The organism is Rhodococcus sp. WS1, assembly GCF_003797745.1.
GTDB lineage: Bacteria > Actinomycetota > Actinomycetes > Mycobacteriales > Mycobacteriaceae > Rhodococcus_F > Rhodococcus_F erythropolis.
The window spans coordinates 1,918,411-1,939,652 of record NZ_RKLZ01000001.1 but is presented as its reverse complement, the minus strand read 5'-3'; the positions used below and the strand labels follow the sequence as shown (position 1 = coordinate 1,939,652).

The 21,242-nt window shown below is 62.4% G+C and carries 15 protein-coding genes; 10 read left to right on the top strand and 5 right to left on the bottom strand.

All coding sequences use genetic code 11. The annotated features are described in order from the left end of the window. Window position 1: 1 nt before the first annotated feature. The 5 genes from EEB12_RS08910 (at window position 2) to EEB12_RS08890 (ending at window position 5,827) form a co-directional block, all read left to right on the top strand. On the top strand, window positions 2-799 hold the full coding sequence (locus tag EEB12_RS08910) for a WecB/TagA/CpsF family glycosyltransferase (RefSeq protein WP_019747422.1): 798 nt from the start codon (window positions 2-4) through the stop codon (window positions 797-799). Between the two features lie 97 nt (window positions 800-896). After that, window positions 897-1,928, top strand: coding sequence for a GDP-mannose 4,6-dehydratase (gene gmd / locus EEB12_RS08905; RefSeq protein WP_019747421.1), 1,032 nt, complete (start codon window positions 897-899; stop codon window positions 1,926-1,928). Beyond that, a complete protein-coding gene (locus tag EEB12_RS08900; RefSeq protein WP_181447615.1) occupies window positions 1,925-2,893 on the top strand; it encodes a GDP-L-fucose synthase family protein in 969 nt (322 codons plus the stop codon). Before gmd ends, EEB12_RS08900 begins: the two co-directional genes overlap by 4 nt. 53 nt (window positions 2,894-2,946) lie before the next feature. Next, window positions 2,947-4,272: a UDP-glucose dehydrogenase family protein gene (locus tag EEB12_RS08895; RefSeq protein WP_020968758.1), complete on the top strand. Its 1,326-nt coding sequence runs from the start codon at window positions 2,947-2,949 to the stop codon at window positions 4,270-4,272. A gap of 130 nt (window positions 4,273-4,402) precedes the next feature. Then, on the top strand, window positions 4,403-5,827 hold the full coding sequence (locus EEB12_RS08890) for a polysaccharide biosynthesis tyrosine autokinase (protein ID WP_021333832.1): 1,425 nt from the start codon (window positions 4,403-4,405) through the stop codon (window positions 5,825-5,827). Here the strand turns inward: EEB12_RS08890 and EEB12_RS08885 are convergent. After that, on the bottom strand, window positions 5,799-6,323 hold the full coding sequence (locus EEB12_RS08885; RefSeq protein ID WP_029254712.1) for a protein-tyrosine-phosphatase: 525 nt from the start codon (window positions 6,321-6,323) through the stop codon (window positions 5,799-5,801). The two genes, EEB12_RS08890 and EEB12_RS08885, sit on opposite strands and share 29 nt — an antisense overlap. A 108-nt stretch (window positions 6,324-6,431) precedes the next feature. Between EEB12_RS08885 and EEB12_RS08880 the strand changes: the two genes are divergently transcribed. Then, the gene (locus EEB12_RS08880; RefSeq protein ID WP_019747416.1) at window positions 6,432-7,751 is read left to right on the top strand and encodes a UDP-glucose dehydrogenase family protein; all 1,320 of its coding nucleotides are present in this window, start codon (window positions 6,432-6,434) and stop codon (window positions 7,749-7,751) included. A 149-nt stretch (window positions 7,752-7,900) separates the two neighbouring features. After that, the gene (locus tag EEB12_RS08875) at window positions 7,901-9,577 is read left to right on the top strand and encodes an Hsp70 family protein (protein ID WP_256064925.1); all 1,677 of its coding nucleotides are present in this window, start codon (window positions 7,901-7,903) and stop codon (window positions 9,575-9,577) included. A gap of 9 nt (window positions 9,578-9,586) precedes the next feature. Here the strand turns inward: EEB12_RS08875 and EEB12_RS08870 are convergent, their stop codons facing one another. Next, window positions 9,587-10,849, bottom strand: a complete 1,263-nt coding sequence (locus EEB12_RS08870; protein ID WP_019747414.1) for a YibE/F family protein — start codon at window positions 10,847-10,849, stop codon at window positions 9,587-9,589. 488 nt (window positions 10,850-11,337) lie between these two features. Next, complete coding sequence (locus tag EEB12_RS08865) at window positions 11,338-12,591, bottom strand: pyridoxal phosphate-dependent aminotransferase (RefSeq protein ID WP_019747413.1); 1,254 nt, start codon at window positions 12,589-12,591, stop codon at window positions 11,338-11,340. A gap of 76 nt (window positions 12,592-12,667) precedes the next feature. Here EEB12_RS08865 and EEB12_RS08860 point away from each other — a divergent pair, with 76 nt between their 5' ends. Next, a complete protein-coding gene (locus tag EEB12_RS08860) occupies window positions 12,668-14,608 on the top strand; it encodes a prolyl oligopeptidase family serine peptidase (protein WP_141487645.1) in 1,941 nt (646 codons plus the stop codon). Here the strand turns inward: EEB12_RS08860 and EEB12_RS08855 are convergent. Then, window positions 14,598-15,530: a hypothetical protein gene (locus EEB12_RS08855; RefSeq protein ID WP_141487644.1), complete on the bottom strand. Its 933-nt coding sequence runs from the start codon at window positions 15,528-15,530 to the stop codon at window positions 14,598-14,600. The genes EEB12_RS08860 and EEB12_RS08855 overlap by 11 nt on opposite strands. Before the next feature lie 245 nt (window positions 15,531-15,775). Between EEB12_RS08855 and EEB12_RS08850 the strand changes: the two genes are divergently transcribed. Beyond that, on the top strand, window positions 15,776-17,068 hold the full coding sequence (locus EEB12_RS08850; protein ID WP_141487643.1) for a DUF6745 domain-containing protein: 1,293 nt from the start codon (window positions 15,776-15,778) through the stop codon (window positions 17,066-17,068). Window positions 17,069-17,128: 60 nt separating this feature from the next. Beyond that, a complete protein-coding gene (locus tag EEB12_RS08845) occupies window positions 17,129-17,584 on the top strand; it encodes a hypothetical protein (RefSeq protein WP_141487642.1) in 456 nt (151 codons plus the stop codon). Window positions 17,585-17,761: 177 nt separating this feature from the next. Here EEB12_RS08845 and EEB12_RS08840 read toward each other — a convergent pair whose 3' ends face one another. Further along, window positions 17,762-20,944, bottom strand: coding sequence for a (Fe-S)-binding protein (locus tag EEB12_RS08840; protein WP_141487641.1), 3,183 nt, complete (start codon window positions 20,942-20,944; stop codon window positions 17,762-17,764). Window positions 20,945-21,242 lie beyond the last annotated feature (298 nt).

Here is a 21,242-nt window from a genome sequence, read left to right as displayed (position 1 = left end):
GATGAGCAGTCCGTTCGAGGTCATCGAGGTGGGTGGCATTCCGTTTGCCGCGACCAATCTCGAGGGAGCTACCGATTGGGTAGTCAACGACAGACGAGAGGGAGCGGGAACCGGAGTCTCCGTGAGGTTGTCGAATTCCTACTGCGTGTCGGCGGCGCACAGCGATCGCGACTACTCCGCGGTTTTGAAGGGTCCCGGTGTGAACTTCGCAGACGGAACCCCGGTCAACTGGGTGATGCGCCTGATCGGCGGCACCGCTTCCGATCACGTCGGTGTTCGACCAGTCCGGGGTCCGTCGTTCTTCGAGGCCACCCTGGACAAGGGGCGCCGCTACGGCCTCCGTCACCACTTTGTCGGCACGACAGAAGAGACGTTGAGCCTCTTGACGGATCGAGTCGAGGAGTTATACCCGGGCATCGAGGTGGCTGGCACTTATGCCCCGCCGTTTGCCGCGTTCAGCAAGGAGTTCGTCGATGACATCATCACGAAGGTCGGTCCGTCGGCCCCGGACATCGTGTGGGTCGGCTTGGGAGCTCCGAAGCAGGATTTTGTCACGAAGGCGATAGCGGATCGAACCGACTACGTGGCCGTCGGTGTCGGCGCGGCCTTCGACTTCTTGGCCGGAACTGTCTCGGAGGCACCATCTTTCGTCCAGAACTCGGGTTTCGAGTGGCTGTATCGACTTGCATCGGAACCCAAACGTCTGTGGCGGCGCTACCTGTTCGGTAACTCGACATTCGTTCGGTTGGCATCGCGTGACATTCGAAAGTTCCTCGGCCGTTCGGGGGGACGCACATGAGCGAGATCAAGACTCCCGGGCGATTCGGAGGAATACGGACCACAACCGTGGTTTCGCAACTATCAGGCGGGCTGTCCCGCAACGGAAGGAACGCAGGATGAAACGCGCACTGATTACCGGAATCACGGGACAGGACGGCTCTTACCTCGCCGAGTTGCTGCTCTCCAAAGGCTACGAGGTTCACGGACTGATCCGTCGATCGTCGACGTTCAATACTTCGAGGATCAACCACATTTATGTGGACCCCCACCATGCGGATGCACGGCTTTTCCTTCACTACGGTGACCTCAGTGACGGAGCGCGCCTGGTGACGCTGCTCGCGCAGATCAAACCGGACGAGGTATACAACCTCGCTGCGCAGTCTCACGTCAGAGTCAGCTTCGACGAACCCGAACACACGGGGAACACGACAGGTGTGGGGTCGATCCGACTACTGGAGGCGGTTCGGATGGCCGGACTCGACTGCCGGTTCTACCAGGCGTCGAGCTCTGAGATGTTCGGTGCCACACCACCACCGCAGAACGAGGAGACACCGTTCTATCCACGCTCGCCCTACGGTGCGGCGAAGGTGTACTCGTACTGGATCACCAAGAACTACCGTGAGGCGTACGGAATCTTCGCGGTGAACGGAATTCTGTTCAATCACGAGTCCCCCAGGCGCGGCGAGACGTTCGTGACGCGCAAGATCACGCGGGCAGTCGCACGTATCAAGGCCGGGATCGAGGATCATCTGTACATGGGTAATCTCGATGCGATACGCGATTGGGGGTACGCGCCGGAGTATGTCGAGGGAATGTGGCGCATGCTGCAGGTCGACGAGCCTGAGGATTTTGTGCTGGCCACCGGTGGCAACTACTCGGTGCGTGACTTCCTCACAGTCGCTTTCGAACACGCAGGTCTGAACTGGGAGAACCACGTTCGATTCGACGAACGGTATCTTCGGCCGACCGAGGTGGACGCACTGATCGGGGATCCGAGCCATGCCGAGCGCAAACTCGGTTGGAAGGCCGGCGTGCACACACCCGAACTGGCTCGGATCATGGTCGAGGCAGACATCGAAGCGCTCGAACATGAAGGGCGCCCGTGGATCGACACTCCGGCACTTCCCGACTGGTTGGCGACGCGATGAGTGATTCATTCGCAGCGCGACCACTCGATCGAGGCGCACCGTTCTACGTGGCTGGACACCGAGGTTTGGTCGGCTCTTCGGTGTGGCGAAAACTGGAATCTGCCGGCTTCTCACGGTTGCTCGGACAGACCTCCGCCGAACTCGATCTGCGTGAGCGGGAAGCTGTTTTCGATTTTTTCGCCCGCGAAAAGCCGACCAACGTGATCCTTGCAGCAGCAAAAGTTGGTGGGATTGCGGCGAACAGCACGTTCCTCGTCGACTTCCTGTCGGAGAATCTTCGTATCCAGGTGAACGTGCTCGACGCTGCCCTTGCATACGGCGTCGAGCGTCTCCTGTTCCTCGGATCATCGTGCATCTACCCGAAATTGGCGCCGCAGCCGATCAAGGAGGAATACCTGCTCACCGGGCATCTCGAGCCGACCAACGACGCCTATGCAATAGCAAAGATTGCGGGAATACTCCATGTTCAAGCTGCCAGGCGGCAGCATGGTCGATCGTGGATCTCGGCGATGCCCACCAACCTGTACGGCCCGGGAGACAATTTCTCGCCGCGTGGATCGCATGTACTTCCCGCCCTCGTTCGGCGCTACGACGAGGCGCAGTCATCCGCAGTGCCGTTGGTTGTCAACTGGGGGAGTGGCAATCCTCGACGTGAATTTCTGCATGTCGACGATCTGGCGTCGGCGTGTCTGCATCTGCTCGACAACTACGACGGTGCATCGCACGTCAACGTGGGAACCGGCGAGGACCACACAATTCGTGAGATCGCTTCGATGGTCGCCGACGAGGTCGGATACACCGGCGAGACGCGGTGGGACACCTCGAAGCCTGACGGAACAATGCAGAAACTTCTGGACGTGAGCATGATTCGTGAACTCGGATGGCGGCCGACAATCGGATTGCGCGAAGGAATCGCGTCGACGGTCTCGTGGTACCGAGACAACATCGGTGCCGTGGGCACCTGAATTACCCATCCCATCAACACTTCACACACTGTCGAGAAAGCAGATCGAGCAACATGAGCACTCGCATAGCAGTTTTCGGCACGGGATACCTGGGCGCGACACACGCGGCGTGTATGGCCGAACTCGGTCACGAGGTCCTCGGAGTGGATGTCGACGCGGCCAAGCTGGAGAAACTGGCAGCAGGGGAAGTTCCTTTCTACGAGCCAGGTTTGGGCGAGGTCCTACGACGAAACATCGATCGAGGAAGGCTGAAGTTCACGTCGTCTTACGAGGAAGCCGCTGAATTTGCGGACGTGTTCTTCCTCGGGGTCGGTACGCCGCAGAAGAAGGGTGAGTTCGCCGCTGACATGGTCTACGTGGATGCCGTGATCGAAACTTTGGCACCGCTGCTCACCAAACCCGCGGTCATCTTCGGGAAGTCCACGGTGCCGGTGGGAACCGCGGAACGGCTCGGTAAGCGCGCGCGGGAACTGGCACCGGTTGGTGACGGCGTCGAAGTCGCGTGGAATCCCGAGTTTCTGCGCGAGGGGTTTGCCGTCCAGGACACATTGCATCCAGATCGTCTGGTGCTCGGGGTCGACCGCGGTCGACACGGTCGCGCGGAATCTGCTGCGCGCGAGGTTTATGCAGACCTCCTCGATGAGGGAATTCCCTTTCTCGTCACGGACCTCGCTACGGCCGAGTTGGTCAAAGCGTCAGCGAATGCATTCCTGGCCACGAAGATCTCGTTCATCAACGCCATTTCCGAAGTGTGCGAGGCTGCTGGCGCCGACGTCACAGTGCTCGCCGACGCGATCGGGTACGACGTTCGGATCGGACGTCGATTCCTCAACGCGGGAATTGGTTTCGGCGGCGGTTGCCTACCCAAGGACATCCGTGCCTTCATGGCTCGCGCCGGTGAACTCGGTGCCGACCAAGCACTGACGTTCCTGCGCGAAGTCGACAACATCAACATGCGCAGACGGACACGCATGGTCGAACTGGCGCGGGAGGCATGCGGATCGCTTCTCGGTGCGAGAGTCGCAGTTCTGGGTGCCGCGTTCAAACCGGACTCGGACGACGTTCGTGATTCGCCGGCGCTCAACGTCGCGGGTCAGATTCAGCTTCAAGGCGCAGCAGTGAACGTGTACGACCCGAAGGCCATGGACAATTCGCGTGCGCTGTTCCCGACGTTGACCTATTCGGCAAATGCGTTGGAGGCGTGCGAAGGCGCCGATGTCGTCCTGGTGTTGACCGAGTGGCCCGAATTTTTGAAGTTGCAGCCGTCCGATCTCGATGCAGTCGTTCGCAAGAAAGTGATCGTCGACGGGCGCAATTGCCTTTCCCCCGACGAGTGGCGAGGCGCAGGTTGGAACTACCGCGGACTGGGACGCCCGTGAGCACAGGACGTTTCGTCCGTCGCAGCTGATCGATATCGAAATTGAGAAAGCCCGGTTCGCCCTCGCGGTCTGACCGGCAAAGACCGCTCAGACCCGCAGTGGACATGCGTGAGCCGAAGGAGACATCAAGATGGAAATTGTCGACTACCTGAAGATATTGCAAGCCAGATGGCGAATAGTCGCTGCTGTAACCGTGCTCGGAATCCTGGGAGCCCTTTGCGCTTCTCTTCTTTCGACGCCCGTTTACCAGGCCTCGACGAGGCTGTTCGTTTCGACGTCGGCGGGTACCTCGGTCAACGAGGCACTGCAGGGCAGTCAACTTTCACAGCAGCGAGTTCTGTCCTATACAAAACTCCTGACCGGCCGGACACTTGCGCAGCGGACGATCGACGAACTGGGACCGAGGGTGGTCGGCGGGATGTCGGCTGAAGAGTTGGCCTCCAAGGTCACTGCGACGTCGGCGCCCGACACTGTGTTGATCGACCTCGGAGTCAAGGATCCTTCACCGGAGCTCGCGCGAGAGATCGCAAATACTCTGTCGTCCGAATTCGTCGCACTGGCAAAGGAACTGGAGACACCCGAGAACGGCGGAACGCCGCCTGCACGTGTGGTCGTCGAGCAACAGGCCCAAGAGCCGTCTGTTCCCGTTTCGCCCAAGACTTCGCGCAATCTCGCTCTCGGAGCAGTGGCGGGACTGGTGTCGGGAATCGCGCTTGCGTTGATTCGCGATCGACTCGACAACACGGTGAAGGATCGTCGAACGGTGGAAGAGATTGCGGGTGCGGCGATGGTGGGCACGATCCCGTTCGACAAAGTCGTCGAAGTCAACCATGCGATCACTTTCAGTGACGGAAATTCCGTGAGTGCCGAAGCCTTCCGTGAATTGCGCACCAACCTTCAGTTCCTCGAGGTGGATCATCCACCGCGTGTCATTGTCGTCACGAGTTCGCTTCCCTCCGAGGGTAAGACGACGACCGCCGTGAACATCGCTCTTGTCTTGGCGGAGGCCGGTAAGTCAGTGTGCCTGATGGAAGGCGACCTCCGGAAGCCGCGAGTGTCGAAGTATCTGGGGTTGATCGGAAGCGTCGGCGTCAGTTCGGTGCTCTCCGGTCAAGCGACGCTGGACGATGTGCTTCAGCCGACCGAATTCGACGGGCTGACAGTGCTCGCCTCCGGACCGATCCCGCCGAACCCGAGCGAACTACTCGGCACGGACACGGCCAAACATGTTCTCGATGAACTGCGGGCGCGATACGACTACGTCATCATCGACGCCTCGCCGTTGCTACCCGTCACGGATGCCGCGGTCCTGGCCGCGATGTCGGACGGTGCCCTGGTGATCGCCCGACACGGCTCCACGAAGCGCGATCAACTGGCGCGCGCGGTCGGAAACCTACAGAGTGTGGGTGCACACGTCCTGGGCACTGTCATCACGATGACGCCGTCTCGCGGACGCAATGCGTACGAGTACAGCTACTACTACGAGTCGGACAAGTCGCTACCGCAGTTGACCGCGGTGCCCGCGCTCAGCGCTCACCGAAGCGAAGTCGGCTGAGCAGCGGGCCGAGGAGATCGGCGATCTCAAGTCCGATCTCGTGAAACACGTTCTCTTCCTTACCCATCGGATCCATGACATTCTCGGGTTCGGCGGCACGAAATCGGGGCCTGGCGGCGGCGAGGTCCTCGACAGTTCGTGCATCTGCGAGCGAGCTCAACCGTGCGGCTTCTCGAAGTGTGAACGTGCGCTTGAGCCGCGCCGGAGCCATCGCCAGGACTTTGTCTCGCTGACTTTCGGTCATCGTGAGAATGAGGTCGGCGTCCGAGGCCAGCGCTGTTGTCATGCGTCGGGCTTGAAACTCCGTGGGGTCGCCGCCGAGCCCCGCGAGAACCCTCGCAGCAGTCGGCTCGATCGGGTGTCCGACCATCGCCCGGGTTCCGGCACTCGACGCGGTGAATCCGGAAACTCCGGCTTCGGCGGCATAAGCACGTGCAAGGCGTTCGCCAGTGGGTGATCGGCAGATGTTTCCCGTACAAACGAAGAGAACGTGCATGCCAGAAGCATAGGTTGCACGCGCGACGCACTCGTCGTACGCCCGATGTTGGTTTCGCGCCCACCTGGCGTACGCGTTTCGGAAAGTTCGGACGCATACCAACAACACATGAAGATGACCGTGTTCGGAACGGGATACCTGGGGGCGACCCACGCAGTGTGTATGGCCGAACTTGGTCACGACGTGCTGGGAGTCGACATCGACCAGTCCAAGGTCGACAAGTTGTCTCGTGGGGAGGTCCCGTTCTTCGAGCCGGGTCTGACCGACATGCTCGAGAAGAATCTGGCGTCGGGTCGGCTGCAGTTCACGACTTCCTACGCCGATGCCGCGGATTTTGCCGACATCCATTTTGTCGGTGTGGGGACGCCCCAGAAGAAGGGGGAGTACGCCGCAGATCTCAGTCATGTTCATTCGGTGATCGACATGTTGGCGCCGTTGTTGCGAAAGCCTTCGCTGATAGTCGGGAAGTCGACGGTGCCGGTAGGCACGGCAGCGGCTCTCGGCGAGCGACTCCGAGCGACTGCGCCGGCGGGTGGCTCGGTAGAGGTGGCCTGGAATCCGGAGTTCCTGCGTGAAGGACACGCGATCGCGGATACCTTGAGCCCTGACCGGTTGGTTCTGGGGATCGATCGTGACCGGCCGGGAAACGCCGAAGGCGTTCTTCGCGAGGTTTATGCCGAGATACTGGGCGCGGGGGTGCCGTTCCTCGTGACCGATCTGGCGACGTCCGAGTTGGTCAAGGGATCTGCGAACGCGTTTCTCGCGACCAAGGTGTCCTTCATCAATGCGATTGCGGAGGTGTGCGAGGCGACCGGCGCCGACGTCACGATGTTGGCCGACGCTCTCGGGTACGACGCTCGGATCGGTAGACGGTTCCTCAATGCGGGCTTGGGGTTCGGCGGTGGGTGCCTGCCGAAGGACATTCGGGCGTTCATGGCACGCGCCGGGGAATTGGGTGTCGACCAGGCTCTGTACTTCCTCCGCGAGGTAGACAGCATCAACATGCGACGACGCACAAAAGCTGTGGAACTGGTGACGGCAGCCTGCGATGGCAGTTTGCTGGGAGCTAACGTCTCGGTTCTGGGGGCCGCGTTCAAGCCCGAATCCGACGATGTGCGTGATTCGCCTGCGCTCAACGTTGCAGGAATGATGCAGTTGCACGGGGCAGCGGTCACCGTTTTCGATCCGAAGGCCATGGACAATTCTCGCCGACTGTTTCCCACCCTTCACTATGCAACCTCCACGTCAGAAGCTTGCAGAAATGCTGATGTGGTCTTGATCGCCACGGAATGGGACGAGTTCGCCTCACTCGTGCCCGGCGATTTGGAACCACTCGTTCGGCGACGGGTGATCGTTGACGCCAGAAATTGCCTCGATCCGGACCTGTGGCGCGGCGCCGGTTGGAACTACCGCGGATTGGGGCGGTAGGTCGACCGTCCAGGTTGCGAAAAAATAGCTGCGAGAAGGCCTTAGGTGAGATGCGCGAACCTCGCAGACCATGCCCAGTGGGTAGACTTCCGGCCGGGGAATGACGGGGTCTGCTGACGGAACCCGTCGCCGGTCGACGAAGGTGGATCATGAACTTGGTTTTGGGTGTGACGGTGGGAGCCAGCGCTGTGCGTTTGGCGCGCCCGGGGACGCCCGACCACAGTGGTCCGGTGTTCCGATCCAGAGCCGTCGATCGCGGTCGTGAGATTCCGGAGGAAGTCGCAGCGGAGGCAACCGGCGTGGCCTTGACCGAGAATGCCGATCTCGGCAGCAATACGGTCGTCGCCTACCGGGATCAAGCGCAGGCCGGAGCACTCCAAACAGCGTTCGAACAGAAAGGCATCGACAACTTCGAGCTGGTTCCCGAAGTAGTCGCGACGCTTCGAATGCTCGAGGAGTCCGGTGCGCTGACCGACCAGAGCACACTCGTCGTCGTCGACATCGGTAGTTCTGGATCGACGATCAGCATTGTGGACAGGCAGATGCGGTCTACCGTCGTCACCGCCCGGTCGACGCGGGTCAGCGGAGATCACTTCGACGAGCTCGTTTACTCGGATCAGACCGTGCGTCGCCGTATAGCTACGCCGGCCGACCCGGGTGGCGATGCCGAACTGCAGGCGCGATGCCGACTCGCGAAGGAACAGCTGTCCTCACGAAGTGCGGTGTGCCTGCCCGGGCCCGGCGGGCTTCTCCTGCTGTCGCGGGAAGTTTTCGATTCGTTGGTCGTCACGTCGGTGGAGGCCTTCGCACGCGAGATACGAGAGGTCATCGCAACGTCCGGCCGTAACCCCGACGCGATTCTCCTGATCGGTGGCGGTGCACGCATTCCGATCGTGCGGGCGACCCTCGCCGCGTGGCTGGAGTGCCCCCTCATCGCGCCCGAGCAGCCGGAACTCGTGACTGCGCAAGGCGCTGCGCTGATCGCGGAGTCGTCGATGACGCCATCGGCGCGCGCGGTATCTGCCCCGGTTCAGGTTCCGGCTGTAGCGCCGATCTTTGCGCCGTATCCGATCCACACCCCGGCGGAGGTACCCGTTCCGGTTCAGGCGTTCAGCCACGGAGGGGTGGCAACGCTCGCGGAATCGGAGCGGCCGAATGCCTTGTCCGAAGCCGCTTCCGGCACGAAGTCCGTTCCGCAGGAACAGGTGCCGAGCCCTTACGCGGCGGAACTGCCTCAGCCGCGACCGAACCGACACGAGCAACGATTCGATCCGGCCGCAGATCTCGCGGTCGCCGACAGCGACCAGACCACGGACGGATTCGGCACAGAACATGACGCCGACACCGAGGCTGTGATGGTTGACGCCCAGGCGTACTCGGCGATGTACGAAGGCGAGGCACCCGGGGCAGGAACCGCACACCCGTCCTGGCTCGCCGGGACACAACCCGTCGAATCGACATCCAAAGAGCCGAGAAACCCGCTACGGTTCGCTGGCCTCGGCGCCGGTGTGATCGCGGCGATCGTGATCGTGGGGTTGGGATTGGGCTACGGAGGAAAGGTCTTCGATTCCGAGGATGCCGGACCCGTGGCAACCGAGGTGACTACGCCGCCGTCGACGACCACGACTACCCCGCCGCCTACGACCACAACGACCCCGCCCCCGACGACGACGGAGGAAGCCCCTCCGGTCGTCGAGGCTCCGCCAGTCGTGCAGGACACTTACGTGCCGCCAGCGCCCGCTCCCGCGCCGCCACCGCCCGCGATCTACATCCCGGGGCTTCCGCCGATTCTGTTACCGGTTCTCCCACCGATTCCCGGACTCTGAGGCTCGTTTTCAGCGTTTGGAGTGTCGGCCACCTGACGTGGGGCCGGCCTTGACCGCACTACCGGGTGGCCGAGCCAGAATCACAGCGATAGCAGTAGTGAGCGGAACAGATAGAGCCAGAGCAATCCCGCCGACCGCGGACCGTACGATTTCGATCGCTACAGCGTCACCGACCAGGACGTCCTGAAGAGGGCGCCCGCTGACGCTGAAAAGCAGAAGCAGTGGCAACGCCCCGCCGGCGTACGCGAGAACCAAGGTGTAGACCGTGCTGGCGATGTGATCGCGTCCGACCCGCATCGCCCCGCTGAACACCTTTCGGCGGGGTGCGTGCTTGTCGAGTTCGGCCAACTCGAATGCCGAAGATGCCTGGGTGATGGTGACGTCGTTGAGAACACCGAGCGATCCGATGATGAAGCCCGCCAGCAGCAGGCCCGTGATGTCGATGTGCTCGATGTAGGTCTGCACATTGGTGTTCTGCTCTTCGGACAGTCCGGTGAGGTGCGTCAGTTCGATACAGAGGTAGGAGAGAACGGCAGCGAGCACCATCGCGGCAAGGGTGCCGAGCAAAGCCGAACTGGTCTTGAGTGAGACACCGTGCGCCAGATAGAGAACCGCGTACAAGATCACCGCGCCGGCGACCAGTGCAACCGGTATCGCAGGCTTACCGTCGAGCAATGCGGGCAGGAGAAACCCGACGACGACGCCGAAGGCGATCACCAGACCGACGAGTGCGCGCAGTCCGCGCCACCGCGCAACGGCGATGATGACGACGGCAAACGCGATGACGATCAGCGCCAGTGGGAGTCCACGCGAATAGTCTTCGAAGGAGTACTGCGTGTTTCCGTTCGGGTCGGTCTGACGCACCAGGCGAATGTGGTCACCGACCCGTAGATCCGGTTGTCCGGCACCCGGGATGATCTCGAGGAGTGTCTTCGTTCCGGCATTCGGCCCGGACTCGATATCGACGATACTGCGCTGGCACTGATAGGCGGAGGTGGGTGGCGGTTGCGGTGCACCGACGAATACCCTTCCAGCGGAGGAACTTCCGCAGTCGCCGAGATCCTGCATCGTGACGGTGCCCGCCTCGGTCTCCACCGAACTGCCGTCGGCATTCTGAAAGGGGAGCGGGACGGGAATGGTGTTCTTGTCCGGCCACAGCGCGATAGCTGCCGCGACGACAACCATGCCGATGACGACGAGCAAGCCGATGACGACGCGTGATGCGGTGGGGCCGATCTGGATGGGGCCACCGTGGCCGTGGCCGTGACTCATCGGAAACTGAGTGTCGGACTGGGGATTTGCACCGGTGCAATGTTATCGGCTCAGATGCGAATGGTCAGCTTCTGCGGATAGTGTCGATCGACGACAGCGTCGGCACAGGTGATTTCCGGGAAAGAGGCGAAACTGGGATTGGTCGAGCTGGGTGGCGGGGAACAGGGGGGGTTGTCCCCGCCACCAACCTGGTATCCACAGGGGGGGGAGGGATACCAGGTGCTCGCGGCACCGAAGTGCTGATAACCAATGTACCCAATTTCAATCGGGTTTGGCGCGTTGTCCAACTACCAATTTCACGACGAATCACGTACCGGTTGGACCGTTTTCGCATCAGGGCAGGTCACTAAATAGTTAAAGTGTCAATCAAACCGCCTGGTATGCGAATGTTATGACGAAGGTCTCACAAATACCTCGCACTTTTACGTTTACGGGGTATTTGTACAACGAATTGTTTACCTGATTTTGCCCGATTCGACGGGCCGAAATCACTGCTTGTAACTGGTGAGGAAGTTGCCGAATCGCTCGATGGCCACGGCGAGATCCCGGGCCCACGGAAGGGTGACGATCCGAAGGTGATCGTGGTTCGGCCAGTTGAACCCGGTGCCTTGAACCATCAGGATCTTCTCCTGGAGAAGCAGGTCCTGAACCAACTTCTCGTCGTCGTGGATCTCGTAGACGTTCGGATCCAGACGAGGGAACGCGTAGAGCGCGCCGCGGGGTTTCACACACGAAACACCCGGAATCATGTTCAATCGCTCCCACGCGACGTCGCGCTGCTCGAGCAGGCGGCCGCCGGGCAGGATCAGGTCTTCGATGCTCTGGTGTCCGCCGAGGGCGACCTGAATGGCGTGCTGTCCGGGGACGTTGGGGCACAGGCGGGTCGACGCCAAGAGGTCGAGTCCCTCGAGGAAGCCGGCGGCGTGATCCTTCGGGCCCGTGATCGCCACCCAGCCGGAGCGGTAGCCGGCGACGCGGTAGGCCTTCGAGAGGCCGTTGAACGTCAGGCACAGCAGATCAGGGGCAAGCGTTGCCAGCGAGATGTGCTTTGCGTCGTCGTAGAGGATCTTGTCGTAGATCTCGTCGGCGAGCAGCAGAAGCTGATGCTTGCGTGCCAGATCGACCAACTGCTGCAGAACCTCCATGGAGTACACCGCACCCGTGGGGTTGTTCGGGTTGATGACGAGGAGAGCCTTGGTCTTGTCGGTGATCTTGGATTCGATATCGGCGATATCGGGATTCCAGTCGTTGGCCTCGTCGCAGAGATAGTGGACGGGCGTGCCTCCGGACAAGCTCGTCATCGCAGTCCACAGCGGGTAGTCGGGCGCTGGGATCAGAACCTCGTCGCCGTTGTTGAGGAGGGCCTGCATGGTCATCGTGATCAGCTCGGAAACACCGTTACCGAGGTAGATGTTGTCGACGTCGAGCTCGGGGAAGCCGGGAACCAGCTCGTAACGCGTCACGATTGCGCGCCGCGCCGACAGAATGCCCTTCGACTCCGAATAGCCCTGCGCATAGGGCAGGGCGGCGATCATGTCGCGCATGATCACATCGGGAGCATCGAATCCGAACGGTGCCGGGTTGCCGATGTTGAGCTTGAGGATCCGGTGTCCTTCCGCCTCCAACCGGGCGGCATGCGCGTGCACCGGCCCACGGATTTCGTACAGGACGTTCTGGAGCTTCGACGACTGCTCCAGCTCGCGCTGCGGCTGACGATGGCGGACGGGTTCTGGTGTGCTCACGAGTTACATGATTCCACCACTGTGCAAGTGCATTGTCGGGGACCGTGTCGCGCGACCAGTTGGCTATTGTCGAGCGATGACCCCCAGCGAGCAGATTGCAGCCCCGTACGGATCGTGGACTTCTCCGATCGGAGCAGCGGATCTGGCTGCAGGTGGCCACCCTGTCGAGGGTGGACGATACGTCGGTGACGAGATCTGGTGGGCTGAACTTCGTCCGACCGAGGGTGGTCGGACATCGATCCGTCGATCCGGTCTCGACAACCAACCCGTCGACATCCTCCCTGCGCCGTGGAACGCCCGGACCAGGGTTCACGAGTACGGCGGTGGCGCCTGGACCGTCACCGAGTCCGGAAAACTGGTCTTCAGTGAATTCTCCGATCAACGGGTGTACATCCTCGAAGGAGTCACTCCGCGGGCTCTGACGCCTGAACCCGCGTCGCCGGCCGCGTTGCGATACGCAGACCTGCAGATCGTGAACGGTGAGGTGTGGGCGGTTCGGGAAGCGCACGCGGAGGACGGGGCGATCACTCGCGATATCTGCGCGATTCCGCTGGACGGTTCCGGCAAGATTCGCTCGATCGTCGGCGGCTCGGACTTCCTCTCGTCACCGAGGCTTTCGCCGAGTGGAACCAAAATAGCCTGGATCGCGTGGAACCATCCGCAAATGCCCTGGGACGGTACCGAACTGCGGGTAGCTCCACTCGTCGACGGCGTCGCTCAGAACTACTCCGTGCTGATCGGCGGACTTGAAGAGTCCGTCCTGCAACCGGAGTGGATCACCGACGACGAACTCTACGCAATCAGTGATCGCAGCGGCTGGTGGAACATCTATCGCGTCGGCGGCAAGATCACCCCGATCTGCCCGGTGGATGCGGATTTCGGTGGCCCACAGTGGCGCTTCGGTGCGCGCTGGTTCGTCGAACTCGACAACGGGCACCTTCTCACCGCACGCACGGTGGGAACCGACACGCTGGCGGTACTCGATCCGGCGTCGGGGGAACTGCGCGACATCGCGATCCCGGGTGTCACCAGCATCGGCCTCATGCAGGTTCGCGGCGATCGGTTGCTGCTCACCTCGGGAGGCGCGAAACTGGCGGGCGCGCTACGCGAGTTCGACCTCGGTACCGGCGAACTCACCGAAATCCGTTCGTCGGTAGAAGAATTGCCCGAGTCTGCATACCTTCCGGAAGCGCGAGCTGTCGTGGCTCACGGACACGGGCGAGAAGTTCACGCCGTTGCGTATCCGCCGCGCAGTCCGCGATACAAAGGACTCGACGGCGAACTGCCGCCATACGTTGCGTTTGTTCACGGTGGGCCGACGGCGCACGTCGCCCCGGCCCTCAACCTCGTCTACGCCTTCTTCACCAGCCGCGGAATCGGCGTCGTCGATGTGAATTACGGCGGGTCGACCGGCTACGGACGTGAGTACCGCAACCGGCTGCGCGGACAGTGGGGTGTCGTCGACGTGCAGGACGTCGTCACCGCCGTCACCGGGTTGGCTGAGCAAGGGCTTGCCGATCCGGCCCGCCTTGCCATCGAAGGCGGATCTGCCGGTGGATGGACCGTTCTGGCCGCACTGACGACGTCCGACGTGTTCGCTTGTGGTGCTTCCTATTTCGGCGTGGCCGAACTGGACCTGTTCGTGCAGGAAACTCACGATTTCGAATCGCGCTATGTCGACGGTTTGATCGGCCCGCTGCCGGAATCTGCCGACCTGTACGCGGAACGTGCTCCGCTCAACAACGTCGACGGGTTGAACTGCCCGGTGTTGCTGCTCCAGGGTCTCGACGATCCGATCGTGCCACCTTCGCAGGCGGAGCGATTCCGGGATGCTCTGGTGACCAAGGGTATTCCGCATGCCTACCTGGCCTACGAGGGTGAATCTCACGGATTCCGCAAGCAGTCGACCATCATCAGCTCACGCAACGCCGAGCTGTCCTTCTACGGGCAGGTGCTCGGATTCACCCCACCCGGCATTGCGACGCTCGAGCTGTGGAAGCCTGCGATCAGTAGCTGACGGCCCCGCGGCTGCGCGCAAAGGCCGCGAGGACCCGACCTGCCACCAGTGACGGGGTCGACAGGTCGGCCCACGTCCACCTCGCGACTTCCCACCCCGCGTCACGGAGTCGGTCTTCGCGGAGCTTCTCGTTCCAGAGCACGTCCTCGGCGCTGCGCCCGGCGGGCACCAGTCGGCCGTATTTGATGCGGCCGTCGAACTCTCCGATGGTGCGCTGCTCACGCCACAGGAAGTCGACGCGGCCGGCCAACCCTCGAGCGTCGTGGATTTCGACCTGGGGTTCGGGGAGTGGTAAGTGCTCCTGCAGGAATAATGCGAGGCTCCGTGATTCACCGACGCTTTCGATGCGCGAGTCCATCGCGGTGAGCGCGTGGAGCGCATGTCGATGGCGCGGATGGTTCGGGCTGAGTGCAAGCGAGGCCGCAACTGCATCTTTGGTCAACGCTGAACGGTGCAATGCTGAATTGCCCACCACGAGAGCCGGTTCGAAAGGGAGGGTCCTCGCGAGATCCGCAACAGTTCGTGCCGGAGTCGTGACGCGCAGGCCGTCGACGTGGGTGACCTCGTCGTCGGTGAACGATACCGAGTGCACGTGTCGTCGAGCGGATTTACGGCCGCCGCCTCGTCGGTCCCGAGAGAGGTGCACAACTTCGAGCGGAGTGTTCCAGAGTTCGAAGCCGTGCACCACCGCTGCCGAGATGTGGCTGACCGCTGCATGTGCCGAAGCGGTACCGGCCACAGCCTCGACGCGCAATCGATGTAGCCCGTAGGCGTCGAGGCGAGACAGGTGGTCGCTGGGTACGTAGGCACCGCGATGGATTCTGGACCAGTTTCCACTCGCGCAGGCCTGCCGGATCTCGGAATCGGTACGACCTGTCGACAGTTGCTCTGGCCGACGGATGATGTGTATTTGATCCCCCATACCGATCGATCTTGCTGCGCCCGGCGCTGGAAAGGAAGCCGTGAACCCGGGGCTGTGGATAGCCGGGAGTGAACACCACTTGTCCACAGTTCGAACCGGTTTCGCGTCGCTGGAGAGGGTGTTGGGTGTGGGGAAACGGTGGCAGGTTCTCGGTGTCGCACTCTAGGCAACCCTTGCGTCCGGAGCGTTTGCGTGCCAGGCTGTTGAACTATGACTACAGGAAAGGCGGACACCGCCACCGTCGCGTGAGCGCCGCACCGTTTCGCTCGTCGACGTCACGTCGAGCGACATCGACCGAGAACATCGATATCTTCGATGAAGACAATCAGGCCTTGGAAGCAGTCCGCGACGTATGGCTCGAACGCGGTCTGTGTACACGTCCGGCCGATCGATCCACGGCAGAATCTGCTGTCGCGCAACTATACCGACGATCCAGGCTCCCGAAACCGGAGTTCGTCTGGGTTCAGTCGCCCTCTGCTGGATCGGATCTGATCGCCGCCGAAGGTCTGTCGAACAAGATGTCCTTCGACGGCACTGGACTCGACTGCGCTTGCGGGCACATCGCGAGCATGTTTTCGGCGTCGCGCCGACGTATGAACGCGCGTATCGAACGTCGGAGCATTGACTGGCAGATAGAACGCTGGGAGATGGAACGTCGCGCGTTCGGGGGCGTTGGTGCCAGCGTGTCCGAGGGGTCGGACCAGCGGGGGTCGACTCAGCGGGGGTCGACTCAGCGGGGTTCGACTCAGCGCCGCGTCAATCCAGCGCGGATCATCAGATCCGCAATCTGGGAATCGTTGCACACCACACTGTTCGACGGCGTCGCAGCTGCGATACGAACGATGTCGACCCCGGTGGCGGGTGGAGTGACCTGGTACGGGCAGCAGGACGCCCATCGAATCGCGTACTACGACACATGCCATCGATACGGTCTTGCGACCTTCCGCTCGGAAGACCGTGAACTTCTCGATGTGCAGACCGCACTGGCTGACTCGACCGGGTGGTGGTGGGCGTTCGACGACGTGTGCATCATGGCGGAACGACCCAGGGTCTTGCACTCGGAGTGGATACCGGGTAGTGCGCGGGGAGAACGCCGACTCCACCACTCTGATTCCCCGGCACTCGAATTCGCAGACGGAACAAAGGCGTTCGTTCTGCACGGAGCGATCGTTCCTGACTGGGTAGTGCTCGACCCGACCGCCGAACGCATCGCACACGAGCGCAATGTAGAGATCCGTCGATGTGCAATCGAGCGGATCGGGTGGGATTCCTACATCGAGCTGGCCGGCCTGACACTGGTCGACCAAGCCGACGATCCAGGTAATGCCGGTTGCCTGCTGCAGCTCTACGCGTCACCGGAGGGCTGGGGCCGAAGTGGACGCATTCTCCTCGCGGTCAACGGTTCTTTCGAACGCGACGGGCATCGGCGTCGATACGGCCTTCACGTACCCGGATGGTTTACCTCCGCGTTGGATGCCGCCGGTTGGACTTACGGCATCACCGGCGCCGATTACTCCCGTCTCGTTCGTCGAACCTGAATCTCGACCTCTCAAGCCCCAATCCTCAAACCCTCAATCCTCAAACCCTTGGTGATACTTATGAACTCGAACATGACCTTGTCCGCTCTCACCACCCTCACCGGCCTCGATGTCTTCGACTACCTGGACCAGGAAGTGTCCATTCCTGTGATCGACGGACTTCAGGCGCAGGGCGATCTCATCGTGATCCCGTTTTCGCTGCTCGCAAATATCGTGGCGCCTCTGCCGTGGGCACGCTCTGTGAGAGTGCCGCTCTCGGGAGTGGAGTTGCTGCGAAGCGCGGCGGGCGGTAACCCCCACAGTCTGGTTGCAGACGAAGGGGAGTGCACGTGGTCGACGCCGGTGAAAGATGCTCGGGGCCTTGCGCTCGGCATGCTCGACACCCGAGTGACCGCGTACCTGATCCATCCGGAGCACGGCGCGACCGGAATCGCTCCGGGGCGATACGTCATCGGACGGCAGCAGGAAAGGGGCGTCGGGCGTGCGCGCGGTGCGGTGATGCTTGTCGCAGATTGACAGGGCGACCTCGATTTGGCAGCGGGGGAGTGAGCACCACTTGTCCACGGCGAGCACCGCTTTCCGCGTAGAGCAAGGTGTGTTGAGTCGAGGGAAAGGGTGCTCGGTCGGGAGTGGCTCCCCATACAAACACGAATGCCCTCACCGTGACGGTGAGGGCATTCGCGTGTGGAGCGGTTACTTCTTGCGGCCGGGAGCCTTTGCGCCGGCCTTGAATCCGAGCCCACCTGCCTTGGGGGCGGGCGGCGCGGCAGCAGGCGTCGGAGCTTCCGCGGGTGCGGACGCTTCAGCAGGTGCTTCGGCGGCGGGTTCTGCCTTCACAGGTTCGGCGGCGGGTTCTGCCTTCACAGGTTCGGCCTCGGGAGCCGGTGCCGCAGCTGGCGCCGGGGCTGCAGCAGGAGCAGCCTTCCGAGCGCCGGGAGCCTTTGCGCCCGACTTGAATCCGAGTCCGCCGGCCTTGGCGACCGGTGGAGCCTTCGGGGCTTCCGCCTCGGCGGCGGGGGCCTCTGCGGGAGCCTCGGCGGGTGCAGCCGGAGCAGCGGCAGGTGCTTCAGCAGCAGGTGCAGCCTTCGCACCAGGAGCCTTGGCCCCGCCCTTCATCTGCAGTCCCTTGCCGCCGGGAGCCTTGGCGCCGGACGCCAGGCCCAGACCCTTCGGCTTGGCGACGGGTGCAGCAGCTTCGGGTGCAGCAGCCTCAGCTGCCGGTGCTTCCGCTGCCGGTGCGGCAGCGGCCTTTGCTCCGGGTGCCTTGGCGGCGCCCTTCATCTGCAGTCCCTTGCCGCCGGGAGCCTTGGCTCCGCCCGCAAGACCGAGACCCTTGGGCTTTGCCACAGGTGTGGCCGGTGCAGCAGCTTCGGCGGCGGGAGCTTCCGCGCTTGCAGCGGGAGCTGCCTTCTTGGCGCCGGGAGCCTTTGCCCCGCCGGCCATTCCGAGGCCCTTGCCTGGTGCCTTGGCGCCGGGAGCTTTTGCGCCTGGTGCTTTGGCGAGGCCCTTCATGGCCAGACCCTTGCCTGCCGGTGCAGCCTTGGCTTCCGGAGTCGCGGCGGCTTCCTCGACTTCGGCGACCCGATCCTGCTCGACGGTCTCAGCCTTTGCCTCAGCAGCGACCGGGGCCTTCTCACGCGGGATCACCTTGATGTTCTCGCCGAGCTGGGCGGGATCGAGGCGGGTGACGGAGTTCAGCATCAACTGCGCGACGTCGACGACCTCGACGCCTTCGCCCTGGCCTTGCTCCTGGCGGGCAGTGACGCCGTCGGTGAGCATGACGCGGCAGAACGGGCAACCCGTGGCGATCTTCTTGGGGTTGGTGGAGAGCGCTTCGTCGACGCGGTCGACGTTGATGCGCTTACCGATGTTCTCTTCCATCCACATGCGAGCACCACCGGCACCACAGCACATGGAACGTTCGCCGTGACGCGGCATTTCGACCAGCTTGGAGCCTGAGGCTTCCATGAGTTCACGGGGAGCGTCGTAAACCTTGTTGTGGCGTCCGAGGAAGCACGGGTCGTGGTAGGTGACGTCTTCGCTCACGGACGCAACCGGGATCAGCTTCTTCTGGCGCACCAGACGGTTGAGCAGCTGAGTGTGGTGCACGACCTCGTAGTCGCCGCCCACCTCCGGGTACTCGTTGCCGAGGGCGTTGAAGCAGTGCGCACAGGTGACGACGATCTTGCGCTTCTTCTGCTCGATACCGTCGAAGACCGAGTTGAGCATCTCGATGTTCTGCATTGCGAGCTGCTGGAACAAGAACTCGTTGCCGGCACGACGTGCGGAGTCGCCGGTGCAGGTTTCGTCGGCGCCGAGGACCATGAACTTCACTCCCGCGGTGGCAAGGAGTTCGGCGACGGCCTTGGTGGTCTTCTTGGCACGGTCTTCGTAGGCGCCGGCGCAGCCGACCCAGAAGAGGTACTCGTAGTCCTCGAAGCTGTCGGCGTCCTTGCCGAAGACGGGGATCTCGAAGTCCATCTCGTTGATCCAGTTGAGACGGTCCTTGGAGTTCTGGCCCCAGGGGTTGCCCTTGTTCTCGAGGTTCTTGAACAGGCCGGCGAGCTCGGAGGGGAACTCCGATTCGATCAGGACCTGGTAGCGACGCATGTCGATGATGTGGTCGACGTGTTCGATGTCGACGGGGCACTGTTCGACGCAGGCACCGCAGTTGGTGCAGCTCCACAAGGTTTCGGCGTCGATGACCGGGGCCATCTCACCTTCGACGGTTTCACCGACGAGCTTGCGGTCGGCCTCGAGGCGTGCGGCCTCGGGGATTGCTGCGAGTGCGGCTTCCTTGACGTTGCCTTCGCTGTCGACGAGTCCGATCTCGTCGCCGCCCATGTCCTTGCGTCCACCAGCGAGCAGGTACGGGGCCTTGGCGTAGCCGTGGTCACGCAGCGACATGATGAGCAGCTTGGGGGAGAGCGGCTTTCCGGTGTTCCAAGCAGGGCACTGGGACTGGCAACGCCCGCACTCGGTGCAGGTGGTGAAGTCCAGCCAGCCCTTCCAGGAGAAGTCTTCGATGTTTCCGGCGCCGAGAGTGTCGGTGTCGGGGTCGACGTTCTCCATCGTCAGGACTTTGCCCTTGGACATCATGGGCTTTGCCGCGCCGAGCGCGACGGTGCCGTCGTCTTCACGCTTGAAATAGATGTTGAAGAACGCGGAGAAGCGGTGCCAGGCGACGCCCCAGGTGATGTTGCGGCCCACGATCGCGAGCCAGATCATGCCGGTCATCAGCTTGACGAACGCGAACACCGAGATCATGACGGGGCTGGCGGGAAGCAGTTTGGCGACCTGCATGGTGAAGAAGTCGGTCCACGGGTTGGCGTGACCGTAGGTCGCGATCTTGCCGGCCTTGACCATGATCATGCCCAGGCCCTCGAGCAGGACGATGCCCTCGATGACGTAGGCGGCCTTGAAGTTGGAGCCGCCGAACCGGGACAGGCGTGCAGGCAGACGCGGGTGGTTGAGCTGACGGATCACGATCAGCGTGGTGATACCGATGACGGTGCCGAGGCCCAGGATCTCGTCCCACAGGTGCCACGCCCACGTGTTACCGAAGATGGGCCAGTGGAACTCGGGGTTGAACGTCTGGCCGTAAGCCTCGAACCAGAGCAGGAATCCGCCGAGGAAGCCGACCATGACGAGCCAGTGGGCCCAGCCGACGCTGCGGAACTTGTTCATGCGCGTGTGCGCGATGAACTCGATGATCATCTGCTTGAAGCGAGGGAAGAACGGGCGCCATCGATCGGGTGCCGACTGGCCGATGCGCACGGTGTTGAACATCCTCAGCGCGCCTGAGAGGAAGATGTACCAACACACCAAGCTCAGCAGAGCACCAATCGTGCCCAACGTAATCGTCAGGGCATTCATGTCGCGGCCTTTCGTTTCAGGGCGACGCGTCGGCCACCTCGGGACAGCCCACTGATACTAACCTGCGTTATGTTACCCGCCAGTAACTAGCATTACCAGCCTGTAGATACCGACTGGTAACCGCTCGTGGCCTGGAGAGATCAATCTTCTGCGTCGGACGGGCTTGGTCAAACGCAGACATGTCTGGTCGTCACGTTAGGCGGTGGCCGTCGGGCTCCTTTCTGTCAGGCAGCCCTAACTCGGTTTCCGGGCAGGTGAGGACAACCGACCGGCTGTTATCGTTACGCCCGTCACGCAC